This is a genomic window from Streptomyces sp. M92 (assembly GCF_028473745.1).
Classification (GTDB): domain Bacteria; phylum Actinomycetota; class Actinomycetes; order Streptomycetales; family Streptomycetaceae; genus Streptomyces.
In genome coordinates, this window is sequence record NZ_CP101137.1 from 6604930 (window position 1) to 6627317 (window position 22388).

43 protein-coding genes are annotated in these 22388 nt (G+C 71.1%); 38 read left to right on the forward strand and 5 right to left on the reverse strand.

All coding sequences use genetic code 11. The annotated features are described in order from the left end of the window. The 19 genes from M6G08_RS30255 to M6G08_RS30345 all read left to right on the forward strand — a co-directional run bounded on the left by M6G08_RS30255 (nt 1) and on the right by M6G08_RS30345 (nt 10266). Complete coding sequence (locus tag M6G08_RS30255; protein WP_272590292.1) at nt 1-279, forward strand: hypothetical protein; 279 nt, start codon at nt 1-3, stop codon at nt 277-279. Then, nucleotides 276-896 (forward strand): hypothetical protein, encoded by a 621-nt coding sequence (locus tag M6G08_RS30260; RefSeq protein WP_272590293.1) that lies wholly within the window; start codon nt 276-278, stop codon nt 894-896. Before M6G08_RS30255 ends, M6G08_RS30260 begins: the two co-directional genes overlap by 4 nt. Then, a complete protein-coding gene (locus M6G08_RS30265; RefSeq protein WP_272590294.1) occupies nt 893-1477 on the forward strand; it encodes a hypothetical protein in 585 nt (194 codons plus the stop codon). The genes M6G08_RS30260 and M6G08_RS30265 overlap by 4 nt, the downstream gene beginning before the upstream one ends. Then, nucleotides 1474-1671 carry a transcription factor WhiB gene (locus M6G08_RS30270; RefSeq protein WP_272590295.1) on the forward strand — a complete coding sequence of 66 codons (198 nt, stop codon included), beginning with the start codon at nt 1474-1476 and terminating at the stop codon, nt 1669-1671. The genes M6G08_RS30265 and M6G08_RS30270 overlap by 4 nt, the downstream gene beginning before the upstream one ends. After that, nucleotides 1668-1847 carry a hypothetical protein gene (locus M6G08_RS30275; RefSeq protein ID WP_272590296.1) on the forward strand — a complete coding sequence of 60 codons (180 nt, stop codon included), beginning with the start codon at nt 1668-1670 and terminating at the stop codon, nt 1845-1847. The genes M6G08_RS30270 and M6G08_RS30275 overlap by 4 nt, the downstream gene beginning before the upstream one ends. Beyond that, nucleotides 1844-2209, forward strand: coding sequence for a YfdP family phage-associated protein (locus M6G08_RS30280; RefSeq protein ID WP_272590297.1), 366 nt, complete (start codon nt 1844-1846; stop codon nt 2207-2209). The genes M6G08_RS30275 and M6G08_RS30280 overlap by 4 nt, the downstream gene beginning before the upstream one ends. Before the next feature lie 3 nt (nt 2210-2212). Further along, nucleotides 2213-3028, forward strand: a complete 816-nt coding sequence (locus M6G08_RS30285) for a DUF2303 family protein (protein WP_272590298.1) — start codon at nt 2213-2215, stop codon at nt 3026-3028. Continuing rightward, nucleotides 3028-3336, forward strand: coding sequence for a hypothetical protein (locus M6G08_RS30290; RefSeq protein ID WP_272590299.1), 309 nt, complete (start codon nt 3028-3030; stop codon nt 3334-3336). Before M6G08_RS30285 ends, M6G08_RS30290 begins: the two co-directional genes overlap by 1 nt. 12 nt (nt 3337-3348) lie before the next feature. After that, complete coding sequence (locus M6G08_RS30295; RefSeq protein WP_272590300.1) at nt 3349-5121, forward strand: AAA family ATPase; 1773 nt, start codon at nt 3349-3351, stop codon at nt 5119-5121. Nucleotides 5122-5177: 56 nt separating this feature from the next. After that, nucleotides 5178-5762 carry a hypothetical protein gene (locus M6G08_RS30300; protein ID WP_272590301.1) on the forward strand — a complete coding sequence of 195 codons (585 nt, stop codon included), beginning with the start codon at nt 5178-5180 and terminating at the stop codon, nt 5760-5762. Nucleotides 5763-5838: 76 nt separating this feature from the next. Further along, nucleotides 5839-6600 (forward strand): hypothetical protein, encoded by a 762-nt coding sequence (locus M6G08_RS30305; protein ID WP_272590302.1) that lies wholly within the window; start codon nt 5839-5841, stop codon nt 6598-6600. Beyond that, the gene (locus tag M6G08_RS30310; RefSeq protein WP_272590303.1) at nt 6597-6836 is read left to right on the forward strand and encodes a hypothetical protein; all 240 of its coding nucleotides are present in this window, start codon (nt 6597-6599) and stop codon (nt 6834-6836) included. The genes M6G08_RS30305 and M6G08_RS30310 overlap by 4 nt, the downstream gene beginning before the upstream one ends. 117 nt (nt 6837-6953) lie before the next feature. Continuing rightward, complete coding sequence (locus M6G08_RS30315; protein WP_272590304.1) at nt 6954-7394, forward strand: hypothetical protein; 441 nt, start codon at nt 6954-6956, stop codon at nt 7392-7394. Then, nucleotides 7391-7585: a hypothetical protein gene (locus M6G08_RS30320; RefSeq protein WP_272590305.1), complete on the forward strand. Its 195-nt coding sequence runs from the start codon at nt 7391-7393 to the stop codon at nt 7583-7585. Before M6G08_RS30315 ends, M6G08_RS30320 begins: the two co-directional genes overlap by 4 nt. Further along, nucleotides 7582-7839, forward strand: coding sequence for a hypothetical protein (locus tag M6G08_RS30325; RefSeq protein ID WP_272590306.1), 258 nt, complete (start codon nt 7582-7584; stop codon nt 7837-7839). Before M6G08_RS30320 ends, M6G08_RS30325 begins: the two co-directional genes overlap by 4 nt. Continuing rightward, entirely contained in the window at nt 7836-8060 is a 225-nt protein-coding gene (locus M6G08_RS30330; protein WP_272590307.1) for a hypothetical protein, read from the forward strand. Before M6G08_RS30325 ends, M6G08_RS30330 begins: the two co-directional genes overlap by 4 nt. Nucleotides 8061-8223: 163 nt before the next feature. Further along, nucleotides 8224-9138: a hypothetical protein gene (locus M6G08_RS30335; protein ID WP_272590308.1), complete on the forward strand. Its 915-nt coding sequence runs from the start codon at nt 8224-8226 to the stop codon at nt 9136-9138. A gap of 2 nt (nt 9139-9140) precedes the next feature. Continuing rightward, nucleotides 9141-9404, forward strand: a complete 264-nt coding sequence (locus M6G08_RS30340; protein ID WP_272590310.1) for a hypothetical protein — start codon at nt 9141-9143, stop codon at nt 9402-9404. A 97-nt stretch (nt 9405-9501) separates the two neighbouring features. After that, nucleotides 9502-10266 (forward strand): hypothetical protein, encoded by a 765-nt coding sequence (locus tag M6G08_RS30345; protein WP_272590311.1) that lies wholly within the window; start codon nt 9502-9504, stop codon nt 10264-10266. Here M6G08_RS30345 and M6G08_RS30350 read toward each other — a convergent pair whose 3' ends face one another. Both M6G08_RS30350 and M6G08_RS30355 read right to left on the reverse strand, forming a co-directional pair. Continuing rightward, nucleotides 10267-10755 carry a hypothetical protein gene (locus tag M6G08_RS30350; protein ID WP_272590312.1) on the reverse strand — a complete coding sequence of 163 codons (489 nt, stop codon included), beginning with the start codon at nt 10753-10755 and terminating at the stop codon, nt 10267-10269. Nucleotides 10756-10807: 52 nt separating this feature from the next. Then, nucleotides 10808-11146: a DUF6233 domain-containing protein gene (locus tag M6G08_RS30355; protein ID WP_272590313.1), complete on the reverse strand. Its 339-nt coding sequence runs from the start codon at nt 11144-11146 to the stop codon at nt 10808-10810. A 46-nt stretch (nt 11147-11192) separates the two neighbouring features. Between M6G08_RS30355 and M6G08_RS30360 the strand changes: the two genes are divergently transcribed. Further along, entirely contained in the window at nt 11193-11387 is a 195-nt protein-coding gene (locus M6G08_RS30360; RefSeq protein WP_272590315.1) for a hypothetical protein, read from the forward strand. A 21-nt stretch (nt 11388-11408) separates the two neighbouring features. Next, nucleotides 11409-11555, forward strand: coding sequence for a hypothetical protein (locus tag M6G08_RS30365; protein WP_272590316.1), 147 nt, complete (start codon nt 11409-11411; stop codon nt 11553-11555). Here M6G08_RS30365 and M6G08_RS30370 read toward each other — a convergent pair. The 3 genes from M6G08_RS30370 to M6G08_RS30380 all read right to left on the reverse strand — a co-directional run bounded on the left by M6G08_RS30370 (nt 11552) and on the right by M6G08_RS30380 (nt 12339). Then, entirely contained in the window at nt 11552-11821 is a 270-nt protein-coding gene (locus M6G08_RS30370) for a hypothetical protein (protein ID WP_272590317.1), read from the reverse strand. The two genes, M6G08_RS30365 and M6G08_RS30370, sit on opposite strands and share 4 nt — an antisense overlap. Nucleotides 11822-11897: 76 nt before the next feature. Continuing rightward, nucleotides 11898-12035, reverse strand: a complete 138-nt coding sequence (locus M6G08_RS30375) for a hypothetical protein (RefSeq protein WP_272590318.1) — start codon at nt 12033-12035, stop codon at nt 11898-11900. Between the two features lie 4 nt (nt 12036-12039). Continuing rightward, the gene (locus tag M6G08_RS30380; protein WP_272590319.1) at nt 12040-12339 is read right to left on the reverse strand and encodes a helix-turn-helix domain-containing protein; all 300 of its coding nucleotides are present in this window, start codon (nt 12337-12339) and stop codon (nt 12040-12042) included. Between the two features lie 170 nt (nt 12340-12509). On the opposite strand from M6G08_RS30380, the gene M6G08_RS30385 reads away from it, so the two are divergent. From M6G08_RS30385 to M6G08_RS30465, 17 genes are all read left to right on the forward strand, one after another. Beyond that, nucleotides 12510-12788: a hypothetical protein gene (locus M6G08_RS30385; RefSeq protein WP_272590320.1), complete on the forward strand. Its 279-nt coding sequence runs from the start codon at nt 12510-12512 to the stop codon at nt 12786-12788. Beyond that, complete coding sequence (locus M6G08_RS30390) at nt 12785-12949, forward strand: hypothetical protein (RefSeq protein WP_272590321.1); 165 nt, start codon at nt 12785-12787, stop codon at nt 12947-12949. The genes M6G08_RS30385 and M6G08_RS30390 overlap by 4 nt, the downstream gene beginning before the upstream one ends. Next, entirely contained in the window at nt 12949-13140 is a 192-nt protein-coding gene (locus M6G08_RS30395; protein WP_272590322.1) for a hypothetical protein, read from the forward strand. Before M6G08_RS30390 ends, M6G08_RS30395 begins: the two co-directional genes overlap by 1 nt. Before the next feature lie 74 nt (nt 13141-13214). Then, nucleotides 13215-13400 carry a hypothetical protein gene (locus M6G08_RS30400; RefSeq protein ID WP_272590323.1) on the forward strand — a complete coding sequence of 62 codons (186 nt, stop codon included), beginning with the start codon at nt 13215-13217 and terminating at the stop codon, nt 13398-13400. 71 nt (nt 13401-13471) lie between these two features. Further along, nucleotides 13472-14320, forward strand: a complete 849-nt coding sequence (locus tag M6G08_RS30405; RefSeq protein ID WP_272590324.1) for a protein transporter Sec31 — start codon at nt 13472-13474, stop codon at nt 14318-14320. Next, nucleotides 14320-14508 carry a hypothetical protein gene (locus tag M6G08_RS30410; protein WP_272590325.1) on the forward strand — a complete coding sequence of 63 codons (189 nt, stop codon included), beginning with the start codon at nt 14320-14322 and terminating at the stop codon, nt 14506-14508. Before M6G08_RS30405 ends, M6G08_RS30410 begins: the two co-directional genes overlap by 1 nt. 8 nt (nt 14509-14516) lie before the next feature. Then, entirely contained in the window at nt 14517-14804 is a 288-nt protein-coding gene (locus tag M6G08_RS30415; RefSeq protein WP_272590326.1) for a hypothetical protein, read from the forward strand. 197 nt (nt 14805-15001) lie between these two features. Further along, nucleotides 15002-15394: a hypothetical protein gene (locus tag M6G08_RS30420; protein WP_272590327.1), complete on the forward strand. Its 393-nt coding sequence runs from the start codon at nt 15002-15004 to the stop codon at nt 15392-15394. Further along, on the forward strand, nt 15391-15972 hold the full coding sequence (locus M6G08_RS30425; protein ID WP_272590328.1) for a hypothetical protein: 582 nt from the start codon (nt 15391-15393) through the stop codon (nt 15970-15972). The genes M6G08_RS30420 and M6G08_RS30425 overlap by 4 nt, the downstream gene beginning before the upstream one ends. Further along, nucleotides 15969-16790 carry a hypothetical protein gene (locus tag M6G08_RS30430; protein ID WP_272590329.1) on the forward strand — a complete coding sequence of 274 codons (822 nt, stop codon included), beginning with the start codon at nt 15969-15971 and terminating at the stop codon, nt 16788-16790. Before M6G08_RS30425 ends, M6G08_RS30430 begins: the two co-directional genes overlap by 4 nt. A gap of 140 nt (nt 16791-16930) precedes the next feature. Beyond that, nucleotides 16931-17644 (forward strand): DUF4352 domain-containing protein, encoded by a 714-nt coding sequence (locus tag M6G08_RS30435; protein ID WP_272590330.1) that lies wholly within the window; start codon nt 16931-16933, stop codon nt 17642-17644. 24 nt (nt 17645-17668) lie between these two features. Continuing rightward, complete coding sequence (locus M6G08_RS30440) at nt 17669-18034, forward strand: hypothetical protein (protein ID WP_272590331.1); 366 nt, start codon at nt 17669-17671, stop codon at nt 18032-18034. 189 nt (nt 18035-18223) lie between these two features. After that, complete coding sequence (locus M6G08_RS30445) at nt 18224-18790, forward strand: hypothetical protein (RefSeq protein WP_272590332.1); 567 nt, start codon at nt 18224-18226, stop codon at nt 18788-18790. A 73-nt stretch (nt 18791-18863) separates the two neighbouring features. After that, the gene (locus tag M6G08_RS30450) at nt 18864-19409 is read left to right on the forward strand and encodes a helix-turn-helix domain-containing protein (protein ID WP_272590334.1); all 546 of its coding nucleotides are present in this window, start codon (nt 18864-18866) and stop codon (nt 19407-19409) included. Next, nucleotides 19399-20676, forward strand: coding sequence for a PBSX family phage terminase large subunit (locus tag M6G08_RS30455; RefSeq protein ID WP_272590335.1), 1278 nt, complete (start codon nt 19399-19401; stop codon nt 20674-20676). The genes M6G08_RS30450 and M6G08_RS30455 overlap by 11 nt, the downstream gene beginning before the upstream one ends. Next, a complete protein-coding gene (locus tag M6G08_RS30460; protein ID WP_272590337.1) occupies nt 20676-20894 on the forward strand; it encodes a hypothetical protein in 219 nt (72 codons plus the stop codon). Before M6G08_RS30455 ends, M6G08_RS30460 begins: the two co-directional genes overlap by 1 nt. Continuing rightward, nucleotides 20875-22377 (forward strand): phage portal protein, encoded by a 1503-nt coding sequence (locus M6G08_RS30465; RefSeq protein ID WP_272590338.1) that lies wholly within the window; start codon nt 20875-20877, stop codon nt 22375-22377. Before M6G08_RS30460 ends, M6G08_RS30465 begins: the two co-directional genes overlap by 20 nt. The last annotated feature ends 11 nt before the right edge of the window (nt 22378-22388 follow it).

Below are 22388 nucleotides of genomic sequence, written 5' to 3' on the forward strand. Positions count from 1 at the left end.
GTGAGCCAGTTCGCCACCGCGCTCGGCGCGGCCGTCACCGCCGTCGGCGTCGGAGCCGTCGTCATCGCCCGCTCCTGGCCCGTCCCGACCGGCCGGCACCGCGCCACCCGCCCGGCTGACGAGGAGCAGCTGCTCCGCCCGGTCGAGGCCCTCGACCAGACCGAAGCGCACTGCCCGGTCCAGGACCGGCCGACGCTTCAGCTCCGTCTCGCCACCGGCGGCATGTGCTGCACCGAATGCCGCCACACCACACCGATCAGCCTGGGAGACACCCAGTGAGCACCCTCTTCCACGTCACCACCGAGGCACCGGCCGCCCGCCCGGCGGCCGGGCCCCGGCCCCTCGTCATCGGCATCGACGCCAGCCTCAACAGTCTCGGCATCGCCGGAGCCGACTGGGCCGAAGCCGTACGCCACCCCAAGCTCGACGGCCACGCCCGCATCGACTACCTCCGCCGCGAGGTCGCCGACCGCGTCAAGGCCGCCGACCTCGTCGTCATCGAGGACATCGCCCGCGGCGCCAAGGGCTCCGCCGTCCACCAGCTCGCCGGCCTGTGGTGGGTCCTCACCACAGAGATCCACCGCCGTGGGATCCCCTTCGCCGTCGCCAACCCCCAGAGCCGCTACACCTACGTCACCGGCGTGCCCAACCCCGCCAAGGCCGAGCCCCGGGACAAGCGGGCCCGGATCTGCAAGGGCATCGTCTGCACCTTCGTCAACGAGCAGCTCGGCATCTGGTGCGAGGGCACCGGCAAGTACGACGCCGCCGACGCCGCGGTGTTCGCCGCGATGGGCCTGGACTGGCTCGGCTACCCGCTGCTCCACCTGCCGCAGCAGCAGCGCCGCGCGCTGGACAGCGTGAAGTGGCCGACGCAGACCGTGGCGGTGGCCCGATGAGCACCTACATCCCCCGCCGTGAGAAGGCCGCACGCCTCCGCCGCCTCCGCGGCATCCCCGGCTACGTCCCCACCACCCCCGCCATCCAGCACATCCACGCCCTCCGCAAGGGCGGCTGGACCAACATCGAGATCGCCGACACCGCCGGAGTCGACCGCCGCACCATCCACAACATCCTCCACGGCGAAGTCGCCACCGTGCACCAGCGCACCATCACCTCAATCCTCAACCTGCGCCCCGAAGACGCCCCCAACCGAGTGCCCGCCATCGGCACCCGCCGCCGTCTCGAAGCTCTGGCCGTCATGGGCTGGCCCATCTCCCACATCGGCACGGAAGCCGGGATCTACGGCACCCAGGTCACCGAGATCGTCGTCGGCCGCCGCCAGCGAATCCCCCGCGACCAGGCCGAGGCCGTCGCACGGATCTTCCGCGAGAAGGCACTGAAGCCCGGCCCGTCGAAGCGGACTCGCACCATCGCCGCCCAGAACGGCTGGGTGTCCGCCCTCGCCTGGGACGACATCGACGACCCCGACGAAAAGCCCCAGGGCCTCAAGCGCCGCACCCGAAAGGCGGCGGCATGAGCGGCTGGCTCGGCGGCCTCCAGATCAGCCGCACCGACCGCGGACAGACCCCCGTCGCCGACTTCCTCTGCACCGCCTGCGGCACCTACCGCCGCATCACCGGCCGCGACAAAGTCCGCGACTTCGTCCGCGCCAACCCCGTCGCTGACCACCGGGCCACCTGCCGCCCGACGAAACGAGGAGCAGCCGCATGAGCGACTCCGACACCGCCCGCGAGCCGCCCCGGCACGTGATCGCCACACCCGACTGGCCGCCCGTCCGAATCCCCGGACACCCCGGCTGGTGGCGGCACTGCATCAACGGCCAGCAGGTCGACCTCCAGAGCCGAGACCCGCAGCACCACACCCAGAAAGGCACCACCCAGCGATGACCGTCCAGCACGAGACCGGTGAGATCCAGCAGGCCCCCGTCGCCGCCTTCCTCGCCTCCCACCTCAACGGCCGCACCGACGAAGAGCTGTCTGCCGAGTTCCACACCCTCCTCGACGCCGTCCGCGCCCACGGCAAGAAGGGCGAACTCACCATCAAGATCGTCGTCGAGCCCCCGGCCAACGGCGTCGACAGCGCGCCCCTCCCGATCGGCGTCGAGTCCGCGGTGAAGGCGCCGAAGCCGACCCCCGTCAAGTCCCTGTACTTCCTCGACGACGAGGGCCTCCCCGTCCGCGAGGACCCCCGCCAGATGTCCATCGAGTTCCGCACCGCCCCCTCCACCACCGACTACAAGAAGGCCTGACCCGTGACCAACACCGAAACCGGCGTCCGCGCCATCGCCGCCTACGCCCAGCAGGCCCTCGCCCCCAAGCAGGTCGAGCCCGGCAGCATCTACCTCGTCGCCACCGCCGACGGCCGCGTCGACACCATCAACCTCACCGGACCCGAGCACACGGGCCAGCTGCAGCGGAAGGCCGGCACCACCACCGTCCGCGACGCCCAGTCCTTCCTCACCTACTGGGACAAGCACCACGACGACGCCTCCGAGGTCTACGCCGACAGCGACCGCCTCACCGTCACCGCCGTCCTCGACGCCCACCAGGCCGACGGCGCCCGCTGGGCCCAGCACCGCCTCCACCTCGCCCTCCGCGAGACCGCGGCCTGGAAGCAGTGGCTACACAACGATGGACAGCTCCTCGACCAGGAGACGTTCGCCGAGTTCCTTGAGGACCACCTGCCCGAGCTCCTGGAGCCGTCGGCCGCGGAGATGCTGGAGATCGCCCAGTCCTTCCAGGCCGCGCAGAAGGTCGACTTCCAGTCCGCCACCCGCCTCACCTCCGGGCAGCGGCAGTTCCAGTACGTCGAGACCACCACGGCGAAGGCCGGGCAGAAGGGCCAGCTGTCGGTGCCCGAGGTCTTCACCATCGGCCTGGTGCCGTTCGAAGGCAGCGAGGGCTACCGGCTCACCGCCCGCCTCCGTCACCGCATCGGGCAGAACGGCCTGCGTCTCGGCTACAAGCTGGAGCGCCCCGACGAGATCCGCAAGACCGCGTTCGCGGACGTGGTGAAGGCGATCGGCGAGCAGATCGACACCTCGGTCATGAACGGGACCGCGGCCTGATGGCCGGCCGCAGGCGGGGCGGCGCCAACTCCCGCTGCTCCGGCTGCGGCCAGCCCCTCCTCGTCCAGTGGGTCGGAGACACCGCCGCCATCCGCGCGACCGTCACCCTCCCACCGGCCGACGCCCAACTCCCCTACCGCGAGGCGCTGAAGGACCGGACACCCAACGACCTCGTCTGGTGCCTGCCCCGCGGCCCCCACCGCGCAACACGGCTCCGCTGGACCCACCACCGGCACCCACCGGACTGCCCCCACCAGCACCTCACCAGCCACAAGTGCCGCCCCACCGAACCGACCACGCTCTTCTGAGGAGACCGCCCCGTGGACAACGTCCGCCACATGACCCGCGAACCGGCGGACCAGGACGGCCTCACACGAACCGCCCCCCACGACGCCGAAGCCGAGGAATACGTCGCCGGCGTCATCATGAACGACCGCACCGCCTACCTGGAGTGCGCACGGCTCATCACCCGCGAGGACATCTACCTCCCCGGCATCCGCGCCATCTGGGACGCCGTCAGCGGCATGGTCGCCGAAAACAAGCAGCTCCACCCCGTCACCGTCCGCGCCGAGCTCGAGAAGCAGAAGCGACTCCGCGAAGTCGACGGCGGCAACCTCATCCTCCGACTCGGCTACGAAACCATCCCCGGCGTCATGGCCGCCGCGTTCGCCGAACGCATCGCCGACGTCGCCCGCATCCGCCGCCACGACGAGTACGCCAACAAGGTCAAGGCCGCCGTCCTCGCCGGAGCCACCGCCGAGGAACTCGACAAGCTCACCGACAACCACCGCCAGCAGGAAGAACGCCGATCCACCCTCGGTCAGGGCCCCTCACACCTCACCGCCGCGTTCCTCGACTGGAACGAACACTTCGCCACCGACTTCGGCAACGTCGAACTCCTCCCCGGCAAGCTCATGGCGCCCGGCCAGCAGATCACCGTCGTCGGCGACGGCAAGGCCGGCAAGTCCCTCCTCGTCCAAGAGTGGCTGTGGCGCGTGGCCACCGGCCAGTCGTTCCTCGGCGACCGCCCCCAAACCCCCATCAGCGTCCTGTACGTGGACGCCGAGAACGGCCACCAGGACATCCAGGAACGATTCCTCTCCTACGGCGGCGGACCCGGCCGCATGGGCCTCCTCACCTACGCGTCGTTCCCGCCCATCCGGCCCCTCGACACCGCAGGCGGCGGCGCCGACCTCCTCGCCATGGTCGGCGAAGCCGAAGCACAGATCGTCTGCCTCGACACCGTCTCCCGGTTCATCTCCGGCCCCGAAAACGACGCCGACACCTGGCTCGCCCTCTACCGGCACACCCTCCTCCCGCTGAAGCGCGCCGGCATCTCCTCCATCCGCCTCGACCACATGGGCAAGGACGGCGAACGCGGCGCCCGCGGCTCCTCCGCCAAGACCCAGGACGTCGACCACGTCTGGGAGCTGCGCGCCCAGGGCGGCGGCACCCTCCTCCTCAAGCGCACCCACACCCGCACCGGCATCGGCCCCGACCAGTTCATCATCGTCCGCCAGGCCCGCCGCCACGGCGACCACTACATGCCCGGCGGCACCCGGCACGTGCTCATGGAGTACGAGCAGATGCAGGAAGCCATCGAAGGCTCCGTCGAGTGGCTCGTCGCCCAGATCGACCGCCTCGGCCTCCCCGACGACGCCGGAAACCCCCGCACCAAGACGGCCCTCGCGAACGCCGGAATCAAGGCCGCCAAAGCCAAGATCGAAGCCGCCGTTCGCACCCGGAAAAACCGGGACAACTCGGGTTCCCGGAATGGGTTCCCCCAGACCTTCCCCGACGACCTTCCCGGGGAACGTTCCCCGGGAACCCCCACGGGAACCGAAAAACCCCAGGTCAACCATTCCCCGGGAACCTCGCGGGAACCCCAGGGAACCCCACCTTCCCCCCCTTCCCCCCCTCTAGGAGAGGGGAAGGGGGAGGGAAGCCCCGCCACAGACACCCCAGACGAACCCCTCTGCACCGTCTGCGAGAAGCCCCTCACCGGCTACCGACGAGACCGCGGCTACGACACCCACCTCGGATGCGACCCCGAAACCGGCAGCCACCCAGACCAACCCCACGACGCCGCCTGAGCGCGGTCATCCGGTTACAGCCCATCACGCGTAATACACCCACAAAGGAGCACGCCATGACCGACCAGCCCACCACTTACCACCTCACCCCGCGCACCCTCGACCTGTTCGTCCGCGCCCTCGTCAACGAGGTCGACTACGACATCCACAAGGGCTACGAGTGCGGCGAGGAAGACGGCCTCGACCACTACCCCGAGCTGGTCGCCGAGGCCGCCGAGATGCTCGACGCGATCACCGCCGGGGAGCCCGCCGCCGAGATCCCCATGGAGACCGCCGCGCACGTCCTCTGGCAGGACCGCCTCGGCGGATGGCCGCCGAGCACCTTCGCCACCAAGCTCCTCAGCCTCTGGACGTCGGCCGACACCGACAACGCTGACCGGCTCGCCGTTGCCTTCCCTGAGTACGCGGCCGCGATCGCCCTCGTGAAGAGCGGTCCGGCCGGTGTGCAACAGCTGCGTGTCATCGCGGGGGACGACCCCAAGGAGACGTCCACCTGCGGGCAGTGTCGCCAGCCGTTCGACCCGGCCGACACGAGCTTCGACGGCCGCGCGCAGCACCAGAGCACGCCGTTCTGCCGTCGCTGCGTCGACCGCTGCCACGAGTCGACGGACGCCTTCCACGTCTGCGCCATCTGCCGCTGAGCACAGACCGGCCGCCCGCAGTCGAGTTGCGGGCGGCCGGTGTCCCCGAGTCCACCACACCCACCAGGAGAAGACCATGACCGAACCAGCCTGCGGCAACAACCCGCACCACCAGATGAGCGACGGCGACCGCCGCGTCGTCGAGAGCTTCCGGGCGTACCTCGCCGCCCGGGCCGCGCTCCTTGAAGCCGCTGACTGGTACGCCCAGCAGGGCAAGACCGTCCTCGCCGCCTCGCAGGTCGCCGCCGACCTGCGTCGCCGAACTGGCGCAGAGGCGCGCCACGTGGGCGACGGGTCGACGGCCACCGAGACCGACGAGGAGCGCGCCGACCGCGAGGAGACCGAACGCGACCACGCCCGAGGCGACCACACGCACTGCGGGCTCACCTGCGAGACCGAAATGCCGACCGAGCACCTGCGGAACTTCGTGATCGCCAAGGGCTACCCGGGCACGAAGGGCGCGCTCGCCGAGCTGGAGCGCCGAGCCGCAGCCCAGGCCGCGCCCGACGCCGACCTCCCCGCACGCCTCGAAGCCGCCCTGACCGAGCGCTACACCGCACTCGGCAACCCCTTCTCCGAGATGCGCCGCCAGGAGCAGGGCCCTGACGGCTGGCCCGCGTCGCACCCGGTCGGCGCGCACCACGTCGCCGAGACGCTGCGGGAACTGCTCGCCGCCGGGGCGCGGCAGGACGGGGCGCAGCGGCCCAATCCCCGCGAGATCTGCATCTGCGGCCACACCCGCGGCGAACACGGCACCGTCAGCGGCCGTCTCCTCTGCGGCGTCTGCGACCCCGACAGCACCGACAACCTCGTCTGCAAGGAGTACGAGGCCCTGTGATCATCGCCGATGCCCTCGACACCCTCTGGACCCTCCTCCTCGCCGGCGGACTCTGGCTCCTCGCCATCGCCGCCGTCACCACCCTCTCCCTGTACTCGATCGCCGCGATCATCTACGGCACGTTCCGGCTCGCCCGGCGCGCCCTCCGTGGCCCCGACCGGCCGACCTGGGCCCGCAGCCGGGCAGCCGCCCGCCGGTACGCCCGCCGCGAGCCCGACTACGAGGAAGCCGCCTGATGGCCCGCCTCCTGGGCGTCGCCGTCGTCGCCCTCCCGCTCATCAGCCTCGCCCTGCTCGGCCTCGGCCGGGCCGGGCGGGCCCTCGCCCACCACGCCACCCGGAAGGACACCTGACATGGGCTGGAACAGCGCCAACCGCATCTTCGACCCCGTAGCCCGCGCCCTCATCGACACCGGCGCCGACGACACCACCAAGCGCAAGGTACTCGGCGACCTCATCAGCGAACTCCAGGACGGCGACTGGGACACCGAAGACGAGAGCCTGGAGGACTTCCTCGACGACCCCGCCATCGTCAAGGCCTTCGCCGACAAGGGCGTCCACCTCTCCGACAAGCGCTGCTGCCGCGCCGAGCACGCCAAGGACCCCGCCGCCTACCTGCTGGCGTTGCGGCACGAGGACGTCAGCGAGGACGAGATGGCGCAGGCCATCGACGCGTACGCCCACCACCTCGCCACTCAGATCCGGAACACCCGAGACGAGACGCGCAGCGCAACGCAGGCCTCGAAGGTCACGGACTACGCGGCCGACCTCATCGACCCGAAGGCCCGTTCGTGAGCCGCCGGTGCACCCGCGGGCACTTCATCCCCGCCACCGCACCCACCGACGCCTGCCGCTGCACCCTCACCCGCCGACCGAAGCGCCGTCCCGCCCGCTGGCCGCTGGACACCGACCTATGGGGCCAGGGCCTCACCGCCGTACAGCGCCACTCGATCCGCACCGTGCCCATCGTCGGGAGCTACCTGTGACCCACGCCCAACGCACCGCCGCCGCCTGCAAACTCGCCGCGTTCGTCGCCGCCATCGTGGCCGGCTACTCCGCGACCCACCATCCGTACTACGTCGTCCCCGGCCTGATCGTCGCCGCGTTCTTCCTCGGCGTCGCCGCGTCGTACGGCCGAGACGAGCAACGGCAGCAGGCCCGGCACGCCGAGTTGGACGCCGCGGCCGCCGCCGACGAGCAGCTCCTCCCAACCGACCACGACTCCCGGAGCGCAGCATGAGCCAGCCCACCGCCCGCACCCCGTACGAACACGCCGTGCACCAGATCAACGAGGTCAGCGACCAGACGAACCGTGTGACCGGGGTTGGTGAGTCGTCTCGACCGATCGACCCGGTTACGACGAACGCCGTGCTCACTGCCCGGTCGAACCTGGCGATCGCCTCAGCGCTGCTCGCCGTCGCCGACGCACTCCGGGCGAGCAGCACGGAGCACGAGGCGTGAGCGGCCCGTCGTCGGCGCCCCGGGGCGAGCACACGCCTCGCCCGGGGGCCACGTGGCAGACAGAGCTGGTGCGCGTCGAGCAGCTGGTGGACGACGACGCACCCGACCCCCGACCGAACCGAGCCACCCGCCGCGCCCTCAAGCGCGCAGCACGGAGGACCACGTGACCGACCGCCTCACCGCCGACACCATCACCAGCGACGCACTCGACCAGCTGTACCGCGAGCGCGACGAAGCCCGGCAGCACTCCGCCACCATCGCCGCCCAACGCGACCGCCTCCGCCAGCGCATGAACGCCCTCGCCGACCGCTGGGACACCGCCCTCGCCCCCGACAAGCCCTACGCCCGCGCACTCCGAGCCGAGATCAGCGTCGCCCCGTTCGACCCCGACGGCGCGATGAGCGTGCAGGAGTACCGCGAGCACGGCCGCATCCTGTGGGCGTTCCGCTGCTGGGGCACCGACACCTGCGACGGCTGGCTCGGACTCGGTCACCGCACGGAGACCTCGGCGCTGCTGGAGCGCGAGCGGCACGTGGCCGATGAGCACGGCGAGCAGCCCGCAGCCGCCCCGGCAGCGACCAAAGCGACCGCCCCGGAGGACGAACACGACGGCCCGCTCGTCCCGCCGATTCTCACCGAGGCCATCCGGCAGCACGACGCCGAGACGGAGCGGGCCGTCGCCGCGCTCGCCCAGGCGTACGGGCCCACGGCCGACCTCGACCACCCACAGCACCCGGTGAACGCGTCACCGCTGCGCGAGGAGATTGCCAACGCCATCGGCCGGACCAACCTGCCCGCGTGGCACAAGGCCGCCCGCTACGAAGCCGCCGAAGCCGCCCTGTCCGCCGTCCTCCCGCACGGCAAGTTCCTCGGCGACCAACTTCGCGACGCCGAGCAGCGCCTCACGGCCATCGCCTCCCTGCACGAGCCCCAGCCCGACGGCACTGGCTTCCCCGACGGCCAGCAGTGCCGGACGTGCAGCCGCGACGGAGGCGACGGCTACCAGTACCTCGTGCCGTGGCCGTGCCCGACAGCCCAGGCCATCGCCCCGTCCGCCGACCAGACCACGGAGAAGTGACCATGCGGGCAACCCGCGTCGAGATCCTCAACGAGGACGGCGAGTGGCACGAACTCGAAGGCATCACCTCCATCGAGCTGGTGGAGGAAGAACCCGCCGACCTCGACGACGCAGTCCTCGTCTCGGTCCGGGACTTCGCGCTGATGCAGATCGACGAGTACGAGCGTCGCCTCAACGCGCCCGTCCTGGGCCGAAATCCCGACCGTCCGCGTCGGGACCGGCCCGCGTGGCAGTCGCCGTACGGGCCGCCGCCTCGGCGGCACTGAGCATGACGAAGGGGCGTGCCCTCGAACTCCCCAGCTCCACGGCACGCCCCACTCGGTGGCTTCACCCTACGCCCCACCCAGCACACCGGAGCGCACGATGAACACCACCGCCAGCACCACCACGAACCTCCGCACCTGCGCCCTCCACTGGACCGACCTCCACGAAGCCGCCGGCCAACCCGCCCAGGTCGGCGCCTTCGGTCTCGGCCTCCGCGGCTACCTCGCCCGCCTCGACCAGGCCGACGCCGAGCAGCTGGAGTACGAACGCCACCAGGCCGCGCACCTCCGCGCCCAGGAGCGCGACCCGCTCCAGATCGGCGAGCGCCCCGTGCCGGTCCGCCTCCACATCCTCGACACGATGCGCGCCGTCGAGGCTGCCCTCGTCCAGTGCGCCGACGACATCGCCCACACAGCCCAGCGCGCACCGATCGCCGGGCCGACCGCGCGCCGGACCGCGACGCACCCGTACCTCACCCAGCGCGAAGCCGACATCGCCGCCGCCGACCGGCAGCGTCGCGCCGAGCTGGCCCAGGCGGACCTCGTCGACCCGCGCCGCTGGCGGTACACCGGCCGACGCACCGCCTCGCACGCCGCGCTGTGGCTCCTCGCCCGGGTCGAGCGGAAGCCGGGCCCGTGCCGGCGCCTCACCGAGCAGGAGGAGCAGCGGATCGGGAACGTCGCGGCCGGCGCAGCCGCCCGGGTCGAGCGGGCGCTGGACATCGCGGCGCAGCGCCGGACGCTGGCGCAGCCGTGCGTCTGCGGAGGGCTGATCGACGTCCACGGCGGCGAAGGCCGGGTGCCGGTCGCGCACTGCACCGGGTGCGGGCGGATCTGGACCGAGGGCGGCGTCGTGGCTGCGTAGCTATCCCTTCGGCGGTACTCGCAACGGGACGGGCGTCTCCTGCCCGTCCCACGTCACGTAGATCTGCGGCGGTACGGGGCCGCCCATCGTCCCGGCCATGAGGAACTCGTGTGCTTCACCGGCTGGCAGATCTTCCTCCTGCGGAATGTTCCGCACCACTGGTGGCAGGTCCCGGTCGAGGACGGTGAGCTTCGGCGCCGGGCCGGTGCCGTTGTTGCACAGCCGGTAGAGCTGCCCGCGTACGTGCTGCACTTTCAGGTCAGGGCGCGGCCGAGCCGCTTCCTCTTCCGCTTGCCGCCGCGCCTCTGCTTCCTGCCGCTGAAGGGCGAGCGCCTCCTCGGCCGCATCAGCAGACCGCACAGACGCCGCCGCCGACGTTGCGGAGGCGTCCGCGGACCTCTTCCCGTCACCGCGGGCCTTCAAGCTGACGACGAAGGCGGCCGCCGCGAGCGCGCAGGCGACCCATGCAGGTATGTCTCCCAATTCCATGGCCGGACGATAGCGAGCTCCACTGACAACTGGGTCCGGTCCAGAGACCCCCTCAGCCGTCGAGGTGGCCCAGCTCCGTGTCCGGCCGGCACGCCGAGCACGCCCGCACCCCGGCCGCGAGTGTACGCAGCGCATCCTCCCGGGCCACGCCCTTCACGCGCTTACCGGAGTTCCAGCAGCCGCCGACGTGCACCTGCACCGGCGGCGCATCCCTGTTCAGGCCCTGCTCCAGAAGCCAGTCCGGTGGCGGCGGCCGGTGCTCGGCCGCGTACTGCTTCTCCCGCTCCCGCTGCTCCGCCCGCCCGATCGCCTCCCGCACCTCCGCCAGGGTGTAGGCGAGCCACGTCTCCAGGGTCCGGAGGCGGGGCAGGTCAGGCGGCAGATCAGGCATAGATTCGATTGTACGTTCGAGACGTGGGACGTGGCACCCTGGGGCCATGGCCGGCCGCTACCACCTCACCCTCACCGCCCTCGCGCAACCGCTGATGCACGGCTGGTGGAACGACGAGAATGTGGCGCGCCGCAAGTTCACCTCCTGGGTCGGACAGCACAGCGACCGGCCCGACGCCCGGATCACCCTCACTGACGAGGAGACCGGCACCAAGTTGACGGAGTGGCCGGACCCGCGGTGACCGTCTGCCATCCTGTCCGCCATGGCCCACCGTCCGTACCCCGTCGCCGCCCGCGCCTGGCGGCAGATCCTCCGCCGCTACCGCTACGAGCGGCCCGCACACTCGCCGGCCGCTCCATCACACGGCCCGGTCGGCGAGTACCGGATCTCGGCGCGCGCCGACCGCTAGCCCGGATGCCGGGCCTGCTTCTTCACCGCGGCCTCGACCTCCGACCGTAGCCGTCCCTCCGCCTTCGCGTGCTCGGTGACCGCGGCCTGGATGTCGCGGGCGAGGTCGCGCCAGGCCCGCCACGCGGTCTCATAGGTCTCGGTCTGCTGCTCCGACCATGGTGTCGTGGTGGGCGGTCCGTACTGGTCGCGGAGCTGCTGGACCTGGGCGTGCGCCTGGTCGGCGGCGCGCTGCATCGCCACGAGTTCTTCGAGTGTGTGTGCCACGGGTGCCGATCGTACGGCGGCATGACGATGCCCCCGCCTCAGCAGGTCGAGGCGGGGGCATTGGTGCGCGCCGGCACTACCGCCTACGCCGCCATGACCTCCACAGCAGGTAGACCCGCAGACCGGCCAGCGCCAAGACCACGGCGCCCACGACGATGCCCACCCATGACGGGAGACTGCCGGACTCCGGCAGGTAGATCGCCAAGGCTGGCACCGGCTCAACCATCCGTCGCTTCCGCCTTCCGAGGTCGGTTCTTCCCTGACCCGGAGTAGCCCGCCTCGATGTCCTGAACCGTCCGCAGCGATACGCCGAGCCGGGCCGCGATCTTCCGATAGGACACCGGCGGATCCTGCGCGCGCATCTCCTGTACGACCTCGCGGCGTTGCTGCCGCCACCTCTTCGCGCGCGCCTCCTGGTCGGCCAACACTTCGCCGATCGCTCTCGCTCGCACCTCCGGGTCGGCGATCGCTTCGACTGCATCCATAGCGTCGATCACCCGCTGAGCCTCCTCGGTCACACCCGGCCTCACTTCTCTTCGGGCGGGCCGCTTGCCACGAGTGTATGGGACCCCATACATTCGTGGGAAGCAGTCCGCACTGCTGATGCACAACGGCCCCGACCCGGAGTTGCAGCTCCACATGGGTCGGGGCCAGGCCCACCTCAACCATCACGAAAAGGCAGGCCCTGATGGGACACCGTACCGACCAGGAGCAGCACCAGCCCAGCCCGACGGACCACGCCGTGGCCATCGCCTACGACAACCACGGCAGCCGCTGGGGCACCAACAGCGTCGAGAACGCCGAGACGCTCATCGCCAACGAGCGCCAGGCCGGCGCCTCGATTGACGAGTGGGACACCACCGACCGCGACGGCCAACCCCTCCGCGTCGTCCGCATCCCCGACGCGGACTGGCTGGACACGATCTTCGTGTTCACCGCCGAGGACGCCACGGCGGTGACCGCGTGAGCGAGCCGACGCCGGTTACCGAGGACGCGAACGCCACGACCACCGAACTCCAGCAGCGCGCCGCGGCCGACTACGCCGCCACGCTTGCCGCCGCCCGCGCTAAGCAGGACCAGGGCAGCACGGGCGCGCGCGAGGGCATCCTCCCGGGAGGTGCCCACTGATGGGCTGGTTCTCCCGCGCGCAGTCCAGCCGCGACTACCCCGCCGCCGGCACCTCGGTCTCCGGCGACGCCCGGCGCTTCCGCCGCCACAAGACCACCGGCGCCCGCCGCGCCGCGCGGGAGGGCCAGGCGTGGGAGGACCGCGACCGCGCCGGAGAGCGCCGCGGCGGCTGGTACCGGCCCGCCCGCTGACGGCTGCCCGATCCGCCCGGCCCGTCCGGGCGGTGAGGGGAGCCGGACAGCCCGGCCCCACCGAGGAGGAACCCGTGGACATCGAACGCGCCGAGCAGCTCGCCATCGAGTACGCCGACCAGGCCGCTCAGTTCGCCGAGGCCAACACCGAGCACGCCGCCCAGCGCGCGCAGGCGTACGCCGCCACCTCTCAGGCCTACGCCGCCATCGCGCAGGCCCACTACCTCGCCATGGTCGCCGGAGCCGCACTCCGTCGCTGACCACCCAGACCGGTCGGGCCCGCGAAATCCCCCACGCGGGCCCGGCCTCCCCTTCGCCCAGGAGCAGCACCGTGAAGACCCGCCAGACCGTTCAGCAGGTCCCCCACACCATCGACGGCAAGACCCGCATGGTCCCCATCCGAGTTGACGCCCCCGCGCCCCCGCGTGACTGGGACAACCTCGTCCTCAACGGCGTCACCGGCATCGCCGCACTCGTCCTCACGGCCTCCGTCGTCTGGTCCACCGCCAGCATCGGCGACCTCCTCTCCCGCGCCGTCGTCGAGCCCGCCGCGTACGGGGCCGCCGTCGTCTTCGACCTCGCCTGGATCGCGTGCATGGCCATCGAGTGGCTCGCCCGCTACGACGAGGACCGCGCCGCGCTGCCCCGCCGAGCCGGGCACGTCATGCTGCTCCTCGCGATGCTTGCCGTCGGCGCCCACGGCAAGGTCGCCGGGTACTGGGAGATCGGCCTCATCGGCGCCGCCGTGTCCGCGCTCGCCAAGGGACTGTGGACCGTCGTTCTCCGGCATCAGACGCCGCCGCTCGACGCCCGCACCCGCGCCTGGATCCAGGGCGAGCTGGCCGACGCCGGCGCCTCCCTCGCCCTGATCCCGGTGCGCCGTCAACTCCAGCGCGCGCAGGCTCAGGTGTCCGCGGAGCGCGCGGCGATCGCCGGTCCGGACAGCGGATCCGCCGATCCGGACCGTCCGGACGAGTCTGCGGACGATCCGGACGCCGAGGTCATCGGGATCCGGCCCGGCGCCGTGACCACGAAGGACGCAGTCCGGATCGCCTGGGACTCGGGGGTCCGCGACGACGAGGCTGCCGCCCGCTACGTCGCTAAGACCACCGGCAAGGCGCCCTCCCCGGACACCGTCGCCCGCTACATGCGGCTGCTGCGCAACGGCATGGCCAGCTGATGATCGCGGCCGCCGGACTCGTCCTCGCCCTCGTCTGCCTCTCCATCGTCGCCGCCGGCCTCGCCCTCGCCCTCGTCGCCTGGCAGCCCCGCACCTTCCCCGGCCCCGTCGTCGCCCTCGGCGCCAGCGTGGCCGGCGGCTGCTTCCTCCTCGCCGCCCTCCACGGGCTCACCAACCTCCTGACCTGAAGGCCGCCATGCTGCTGCTCGCCATCTGCATCGCCGGACTCGCCCCCGGCATCACCACCGCCTTACTCCTGCGCCACCGCGGCTGGCTCCTCGCCACCCTCGCCGGGCTCGCCGTCACCCTCGCCCTGCCCTGCCTGCTGATCCTGGCCATGGTCGCCATGCCGCCGCTCGGCTACGTCGTCGCCGCCTGCTCGGCCGCGATCGCGGTCAAGGCGTACGACGAAGGTCGGGTGCTGGTCGGCACCGCGTGGGTGCTGGTCGTGGTCGCCTCGTTCGCTTGCGCAGGTGTGCTGTGACCGACCGGACGCCGATCACGCCGACGCGGGTCATCCCGGCCGGGGAGACGCTGCCCGCTCCTGCTTCCCCGCCGCCTCCGCCGCCTCCGCCGCCTGCTCCTCCGGCCCCGCCGACTGCACCGGATCCCGGCCCGGACTGGTGGCGGACCGGGCCCGGACCGTCCGGACCGCCTCCGCCCGTACCGGTCGACGTCCACGTGACGGTGACCGTTGACCAGGGCGGATGGTTGTCCGTCCCCGATCCGGAGCCCGGTCCGCGCTGGTGGCAGAAGATCCGGTGGGGCTACAACCTCGCCCTCGCCTTCCTGTCCCTGACGCTCGCCGGACCGTGGGGCGCGGTCCTCGCCTCCGTCCGCGACGAGGAGCCCCTCGCCGGCGCCTGGGTCATGGCCCTCATCCCGCTCGTCGTCCTGGCGTTCCTCGACAACGCCCGCCGTGCCGAAGCCGCCGGAGCCGACCCCGACCTGTGGGCCCCGAAGTGGCGCGCAGCCTGCGTCCGGCTCCTGCTGTGGGCCGCGGTCCTCGGCACCGTCCTCACCCTCCCGATCACCACGCTCGTCTACGTCCTCACCGGAGTGAAGCCCGCATGAACGTCACCGTGGCTGCTGGCCAGTACACGACCACCACGATCAGCACCGCCGGGTTCGCCCTCGGCCTGGCCCTCCTCGGCGCCGAGCTGTGGCGCTGGCACAAGGGCGGCAAGGGCGGCGGGAAGGGCAAGGGAGACGATGGGGGCGGCGCCGCGAAGGACCCGAAGGCGCTGATCCCGCTCGGGTTCGGCATCGTCTCCGGCATCCTGATGATCGCCTGCCCCGCCGGGCTCCTCGGCACCCTCGCCAGCATGCTCCGCTGGGGCGGCAACTCGGTGGGCGACGTCGCCATGAAGTGGCTCACCGGCGCCCCCTCCCAGACCCTCGGCACCGCCGCCACCCCCCGCATCGACGGCTACGGCGCCATCGTCGTCGCCGCCCTCACCGTCTCCCTCTGGCTGCTGCGCAAGCAGATCGCCAAGGCAGTCAAGGGCAAGTGGTGGAAGGGCGTCCTCATCGGCTGCCTGCTGTGCGTCTCCACCGGCACCGCCGCCCTCATCGCGCAGCAGGTCGTCGAGGGAGCCAACGGCCTCGGCGCCTGGGCCATCAACGGCATCGCCAAGGGCGACATCGCATGACCGCCCCGTCGACCATGCAGTGGATCCGCCAGGCCGCACAGCGCATCGCCACCGGATCCGCGCGACTCGCCACCAATCTCGCCAGCCGCGCCCTGCACGCCGCCCTCCAAGTGTGGCGCCGCGCCACCGGCTGGCTCGGGGAGGCGTCCGGCATCAGCTGGCTCCTGCGCCTGGCCGTGCTCATCGCCGCGACTGCGCTCCTTCGGAAGATCATCACGGCCGTCGCAGCAGCGGTGTACGCCCGCGTCGAGTCCGGCGCGGCGCCGTGGCTGATGTGGGGCGTCGCCGTCCTTTGGCTGGTGGCCGCGTACCGGTGCGGTCGGGAGGACTGGGAGCCGAGCCGCCCGGCCTCCAAGGAGCCGGCCGACGGCGAGCAGCTGGCGGGCGGCGCGAACGCTGAGCCCGATGTCGCTCAGTCTCCTGCTGGGCCGCCCCCGGTGTCGCCCGTCGCGCTCATCGCTGCGGTCCGGGATATCGGCACCCCGCACGCTCAGCTGAAGCCGATCGCCGAGCACCTGTCCACGACCACCGACGTGGTGCGTGCGGCGGCGGCCGGGATGGGGTGGCCGGTCAAGGACGTGCGCATGCAGGGGCGTTCGGCGTCGGCGGGGCTGCGCTGGGATGAGTGCCCCTCTCCTGCCCCGATCATCCCCTCTCCGGGTGTCGTCGGTGCAGGCCAGGCCGCCGACGACAACGACGACGACGACAGCGACGGGCAGGGGCCCCAGAAGGGGATCGCTGTACGGCGCACCGATGGAGGGCTGGTCATCTATGACCTCGCCGACACCCACCGCCGACGGGGCATCGTCGGTCGCTGAAGAACCTAGGGGGTGGTCGCCACGTCCCCAGCCCAATGACCGGTTCATCACAGTCAGGTGACTATCGCCGTTCTGAGGCAACCACACGACGTCTTCACCAGTCACACACCTGCCACACACGTACATCCCCAGGGGGGACCATGAGTCACCAGTACCCGCAGCAGCCCAACCAGCCGCAGCAGCCCGGCCCCTACGGCCAGCAGCAGGGCCAGCCCGGATACGGCTACCCCCAGCAGCAGCCGGGCTACGGCTACCCGCCCCAGCCCGGCTATCCGGGCGGGCCGATGCCCCAGCCGCCGAAGAAGAACAACACCGCGAAGGCCATCGGCCTCGGTTGCGGTGGCATCCTCCTCCTGGTCCTCCTCCTCGGCGTGATCGGCGCCATCGCAGGCGGCGACGACTCCGACAGCGGGAAGAAGGAAGAGGCCGGCGCGTCCGCCGAGGCCGCACCGAAGGACAAGGTGAAGCCCGCCCCGAAGGAGGAAGCACCCGCCGAGGAGAAGGAAGAGGAAGCGGCACCGCAGGAAGGCCCCGTGAAGATCACGGCGAAGAAGACGACCTTCAAGGGCAGCATCCTGGCCGACGGCAGCGACTACACCAGCGTCCTCATCACGGTGACGAACAACGGTGAGGAGACCGTGGACGTCAACCCGCTGTACTTCACGATCACTGACACCGACGGCACGAAGCACACGGTTGAGCTGGCCGCCGATGAGAACCAGATCGACACCGTGGACCTCGCCCCGGGCGAGAACATCTCCGGCACGGTCACCGGCAAGGGCAAGTTCACGGCGAAGTACGTCACCTTCACTGACGGCTTGTTCGGCGACCCGATCCGCATCAACGTCTCATAGCGCCACGCCAACCTTGGGGGGACCATGCAACGCCGCACCTTCGCCATCCTCGCCGCCGCCTGCTTCACCTTGGTCGGCTGCTCCAGCTCGTCCGACGACAAGCCATCAGCGAAGACAACCGCGACCGTCACCGCCACCGTGACGCCAACCGCCACGCCAGCGCTCAGCCAGGACGAGATCGCGCGCCAGTGCAGCGACGCCATCTCGGAGGCCGCGCCAGGCTGGCAGGACTGGAACTACAGTCCGGGCGGCTGGCAGGACGATCCGCGGACGCCAGAGGTCTGCCTGTTGTTGGCGGATGAGGCGAACCCGCCTCGGGGAAACCGGGCGTTCATGGATGCTCTGCTCGCCGGACTTGAGATGGCAGACGATCCGCGCGCCCGGCAGTAGATGAAGTGACCGTGCTACGGCCCCGTCCGGGAATGTCCGGGCGGGGCCGTAGCCGTGCCGTCATTCATCACGTGTTGAATTCCCGGCAGCGATCATGCACACTGAGCCGCAGATCTGGCATGCCCGGAACCGGAAGCGCCGGACACGGCATCATGACCCCCGTATCTCACATCCGTTCCAGGGGGGAACATGAGCCAGCCGCCGCAGCCACCAAGATGGCAGCCGCCACAACAGCCCGTCACCTGGGGAACGCCCCAGCACGGCCCGCAGCAGCCACCGCAGCCGCCCCAGTGGGGCACACCACCGCCTCCACCCCGGCCACCGAAGCCGAAGAACAAGGCCGGCAAGACACTCGGCATCATCGCCATCGGCGTCGTCGGCTTCTTCGTCATCGCCCTGACCATCGGCGCCATCGTCGGGGAGGACGAGCCCGCCAAGGAGAAGACGCCGGCCGCGAAGCCACCCGCGTACACGGTGGTTGAGCAGGAGGTCGAGGGCAACCGACGCATCGTCGTCGTCGAGGTCGACAACACGAAGAACCTCCGCGCCGTGTTCGACGCGGTCACGAAGGACCTGACCGACGAGGCTGGCTACTTCGTAGAGATCAACTGCTCAACCGGCGGCACCGACAAGGTCGACAACCGCCTCGCCAACGGCAGATACGCCGTCGGCCGGATGGGCTCGGCCGCTACTGGCCTGGACGAGGGCGGCAGCGACTTCGAACCGAACGAGGGCCGGAGCTGCCCCGCGAAGTAGACCCACACCCACTGACTGGCCCGGCCGCACCGTCCCGCGGTCGGGCCTTCGTACGTCCGGAGAAGGGAGCCCCATGAAGCCGAAGTTCAGCAAGGGCGGCCCCGTCACCGACGAAGAACGCGCCGAGATCATCCGCCTGCACGGCGAGGGCAAGGGCCGCAACGAGATCGCCCGGCTCACCCGCCGCAGCCTCCGCACCGTCTCCCTCATCTGCGCCGAGGAAAGCCTCGTCTTCGACGTCACCATGACCGAGGACGCCACCCGCGCCCGCGTCGCCCAGCTCGCCGCGCTCCGCACCGAGACCGCCATGGACCTCCACCTCGACGCCATGCGCCTCACCCAGCAGATGTGGGAGCCCGGCAAGATCTTCAACTTCGGCGGCAAGGACAACATCTACCGCGACAAGGACGTCGATGAGCCCCCGGCCATCGACAAGAAGAACCTCATGGCCGCGGCCGGCATCGCGCTGGAGAAGTCGATGCGGCTCGTGCCCCCGGTCACGGAGACCGGCGAGGACGACGCCCGCTCGATGCTCGGCAAGATGATGACCGGCCTCCAGCAGGTCTGGAACGAGCAGCAGGCGGCCACCCGCGGAGACGAGGGGGACGATGCTTCGTGATCTCCCCGTCCCTCTGTCGCTGAAGCAGCTCGACTACGTCGTCAACTCCACGGCCTTCGTGAACCTGGCTGAGGGCTCGATCCGGTCCGGGAAGACCGCCTCCTCGTTGCTGCGCTGGCTGATGTACGTGGCCACCGCGCCCCGCGGTGGGGAGCTCGTCGTCGTCGGCCGCACCCGAGACAGCCTCAACCGCAACGTGTTCGGGCCGCTCATGGACCCCGCGCTGATGGGGCCGATGGCGAAGTTCACGAAGTACACCAACGGGGCCAGCACGGCGACGATCCTCGGTCGTACGATCCACGTCCTCGGCGCCTCCGACGCCAAGGCGGAGAAGGTGCTCCGCGGTCTCACCTGCGCGGGCGCCTACGTGGACGAGTTGACCGTCATCTCGGAGGAGTTCTTCCAGCAGCTGATGGGCCGCTGCTCCGTCGACGGCGCGCAGATCTTCTGCACGACCAACCCGGACTCGCCGGCGCACTGGGTCCGGACCCGGTTCCTCGACCGGCTCGGTCGCCTGCCGGACTGGCGGGTGTGGCACTTCCAGCTGGACGACAACCCGGTCCTGTCGCAGACCGTCAAGGACCGCTACCGGCGGACGTACACCGGCCTGTGGTACCGCCGCTTCATCCTCGGCGAGTGGGTTGCGGCCGAGGGCGCCGTCTTCGACATGTGGGACCCGGCCCGGCACGTGGTGCCGTGGGCGCAGCTCCCGGCGATGGACCGGCTCCTCGCGCTCGGCATCGACTACGGCACGACGAACGCGACCGCGGGCCTGATGCTGGGCGTCGGCCGGGATCAGCGCCTATACCTGGTGGACGAGTGGCGGCACGACCCGAAGCACGACCAGCAGCGGATGACGGACGGGCAGCTGTCCACCGGGCTGCGGACGTGGGCCCGTGAGCGGCATCTGCCGGCCGGGGGCCCGGATCGGCCGGAGTGGTGGGTCGTCGACCCGTCGGCCGCGTCGCTGCGCTTGCAGTTGTACCGGGACGGTGTGACGCCGCAGGCCGCCGACAACGACGTGTCTCGCGGCATCAGCCTGATGGCGACGCTCCTGTCCGAAGGGCAGCTCGTGGTGTCGGACCGCTGCTCCGGCTTCATCCGGGAGGCGCCCGGCTACTCGTGGGACCCGAAGGCGACCGAGGCGGGCGAGGACAAGCCGATCAAGGTTGCGGACCACTCGCTTGATGGCGGCCGGTACGCGGTCGTGACCACTGAGCCGCTGTGGCGGCCTCTCGTTCGCAGTGCTCTGGAGGTGGCCGCGTAATGCCCGTACGGCTCGCGAAGGTTCAGATCGACGAGACAGGGCGAGGGACGGTCGACCTCGATGGCCTCCGTATCCCCGCTGTCCGTGCGGTCGAGGTGGTGACCGAAGTGGGCTGCCGTCCAGTCGTGAAGCTGGAGATCGTCGCCCGCGAAGTCGACCTTCGGCAGGGGCCCGTGAGCAAGGACGAGGAGGTGTCGGATGCCGCTGCCGACGGGTGACATGGCCTGGCCGCCCCCGTACCTCGGCCCCGCCCTCGACGCCATGCACACGTGGGACACCTGGTGGTCCGGCGACCCCGACCGCCTGGAGACCCTGTACGGAGGCAGCACCGGCGGCGGCCCCGACCCCAAGCGCATGCAGTACGCGGGCGGTGTTGTCGGTCGCATTGCCCGCTGGTGGTGGGGCACGCCGACCGCACCCGGCGAACGGCGGACGAAGATGCACGTGCCGATCGCCGGCGACCTCTGCGGCGGCTCAGCGGACCTCCTCTTCTCCGAACCGCCGCGGTTCACCGTGGACGACGAGACCACGCAGGCGCGACTCGACGTCCTCACCGACGACGGCCTGCTCGCCACCCTCCAGACCGCCGCAGAGATCGGTGCCGCACTAGGCGGGATCTACCTGCGGCCGGTGTACGACCAGGACGTCGCCGACCGCGCATGGATCACTGCTGAGCATCCCGATCGCGCGCTGCCGGAGTTCACCTGGGGCAGGCTCCGCGCGGTCACGTTCTGGAAGATCGTCCGCGAAGACGACGGCCAGGTGTGGCGGCACCTTCAGCGACACGAGCCGGGCGTCATCATCCACGGCCTCTACCAGGGCACGAAGGACAAGCTGGGCAGACCGGTCCCGCTGGAGGACTCCGACGAGACCGCCGGGTTCGCCGCCCTGGTCAACGACGAGGGCGCCGTCGACACCGGATACGCCGGCCTTGACGTGGTCTACATCCCCAACCAGAACAGCCGTCGGTGGCGCTGCCACCAGAAACTCAAGGACTGGGGACGCAGCGACCTGGACGGCGTCGAGCCACTCATGGACGCCCTCGACGAGACCTACTCCAGCTGGATGCGGGACATCCGCCTCGGCAAGGGCCGCCTCGTCGTCCCCGACAGCTACTTGCAGTCCAGCGGGCCCGGCCGCGGCGCCTCGTGGAACCCCGACCAGGAGGCATTCGCCGGGGTCAACGTGCTGGGTGACATGCAGCTCACCATCGCCCAGTTCGCGATCCGCGTGCAGGAGCACCGGGATACGGCGGAGGATCTCGTCAACCAGATCCTCCGCTCGGCCGGCTACTCGGGGCAGACGTTCGGTCTCGGCGGAGACATCGCCATCACGGCGACGGAGACGGTGGCGAAAGAGCGTCGATCAATGACGACGCGCGGGAAGAAGATCCTCCGCTGGCGGCCGGAACTGTCCCAGTTGGTGGAGGCGCTCCTCGCGGTCGACCTGTACGCGTTCGGTGGCGGGCTCAAGCCGCAGCGTCCGACGGTCGAGTTCGAGGACAGCGTGCAGGAGGACCCGCTGTCGCTGGCGAACACCGCGGACGTTCTACGGCGGGCGCAGGCGGCCTCGACGGACACGCTGGTGCGGATGGCCCACCCGGAGTGGGACGACGACCAGGTGTCTGTGGAGGTGGACCGGATCCGGCAGGAGCAGGGCATGGCGGTGCCTGATCCGATGCAGACCGGCGCGCTGCCGTAGGAGGTGATCGG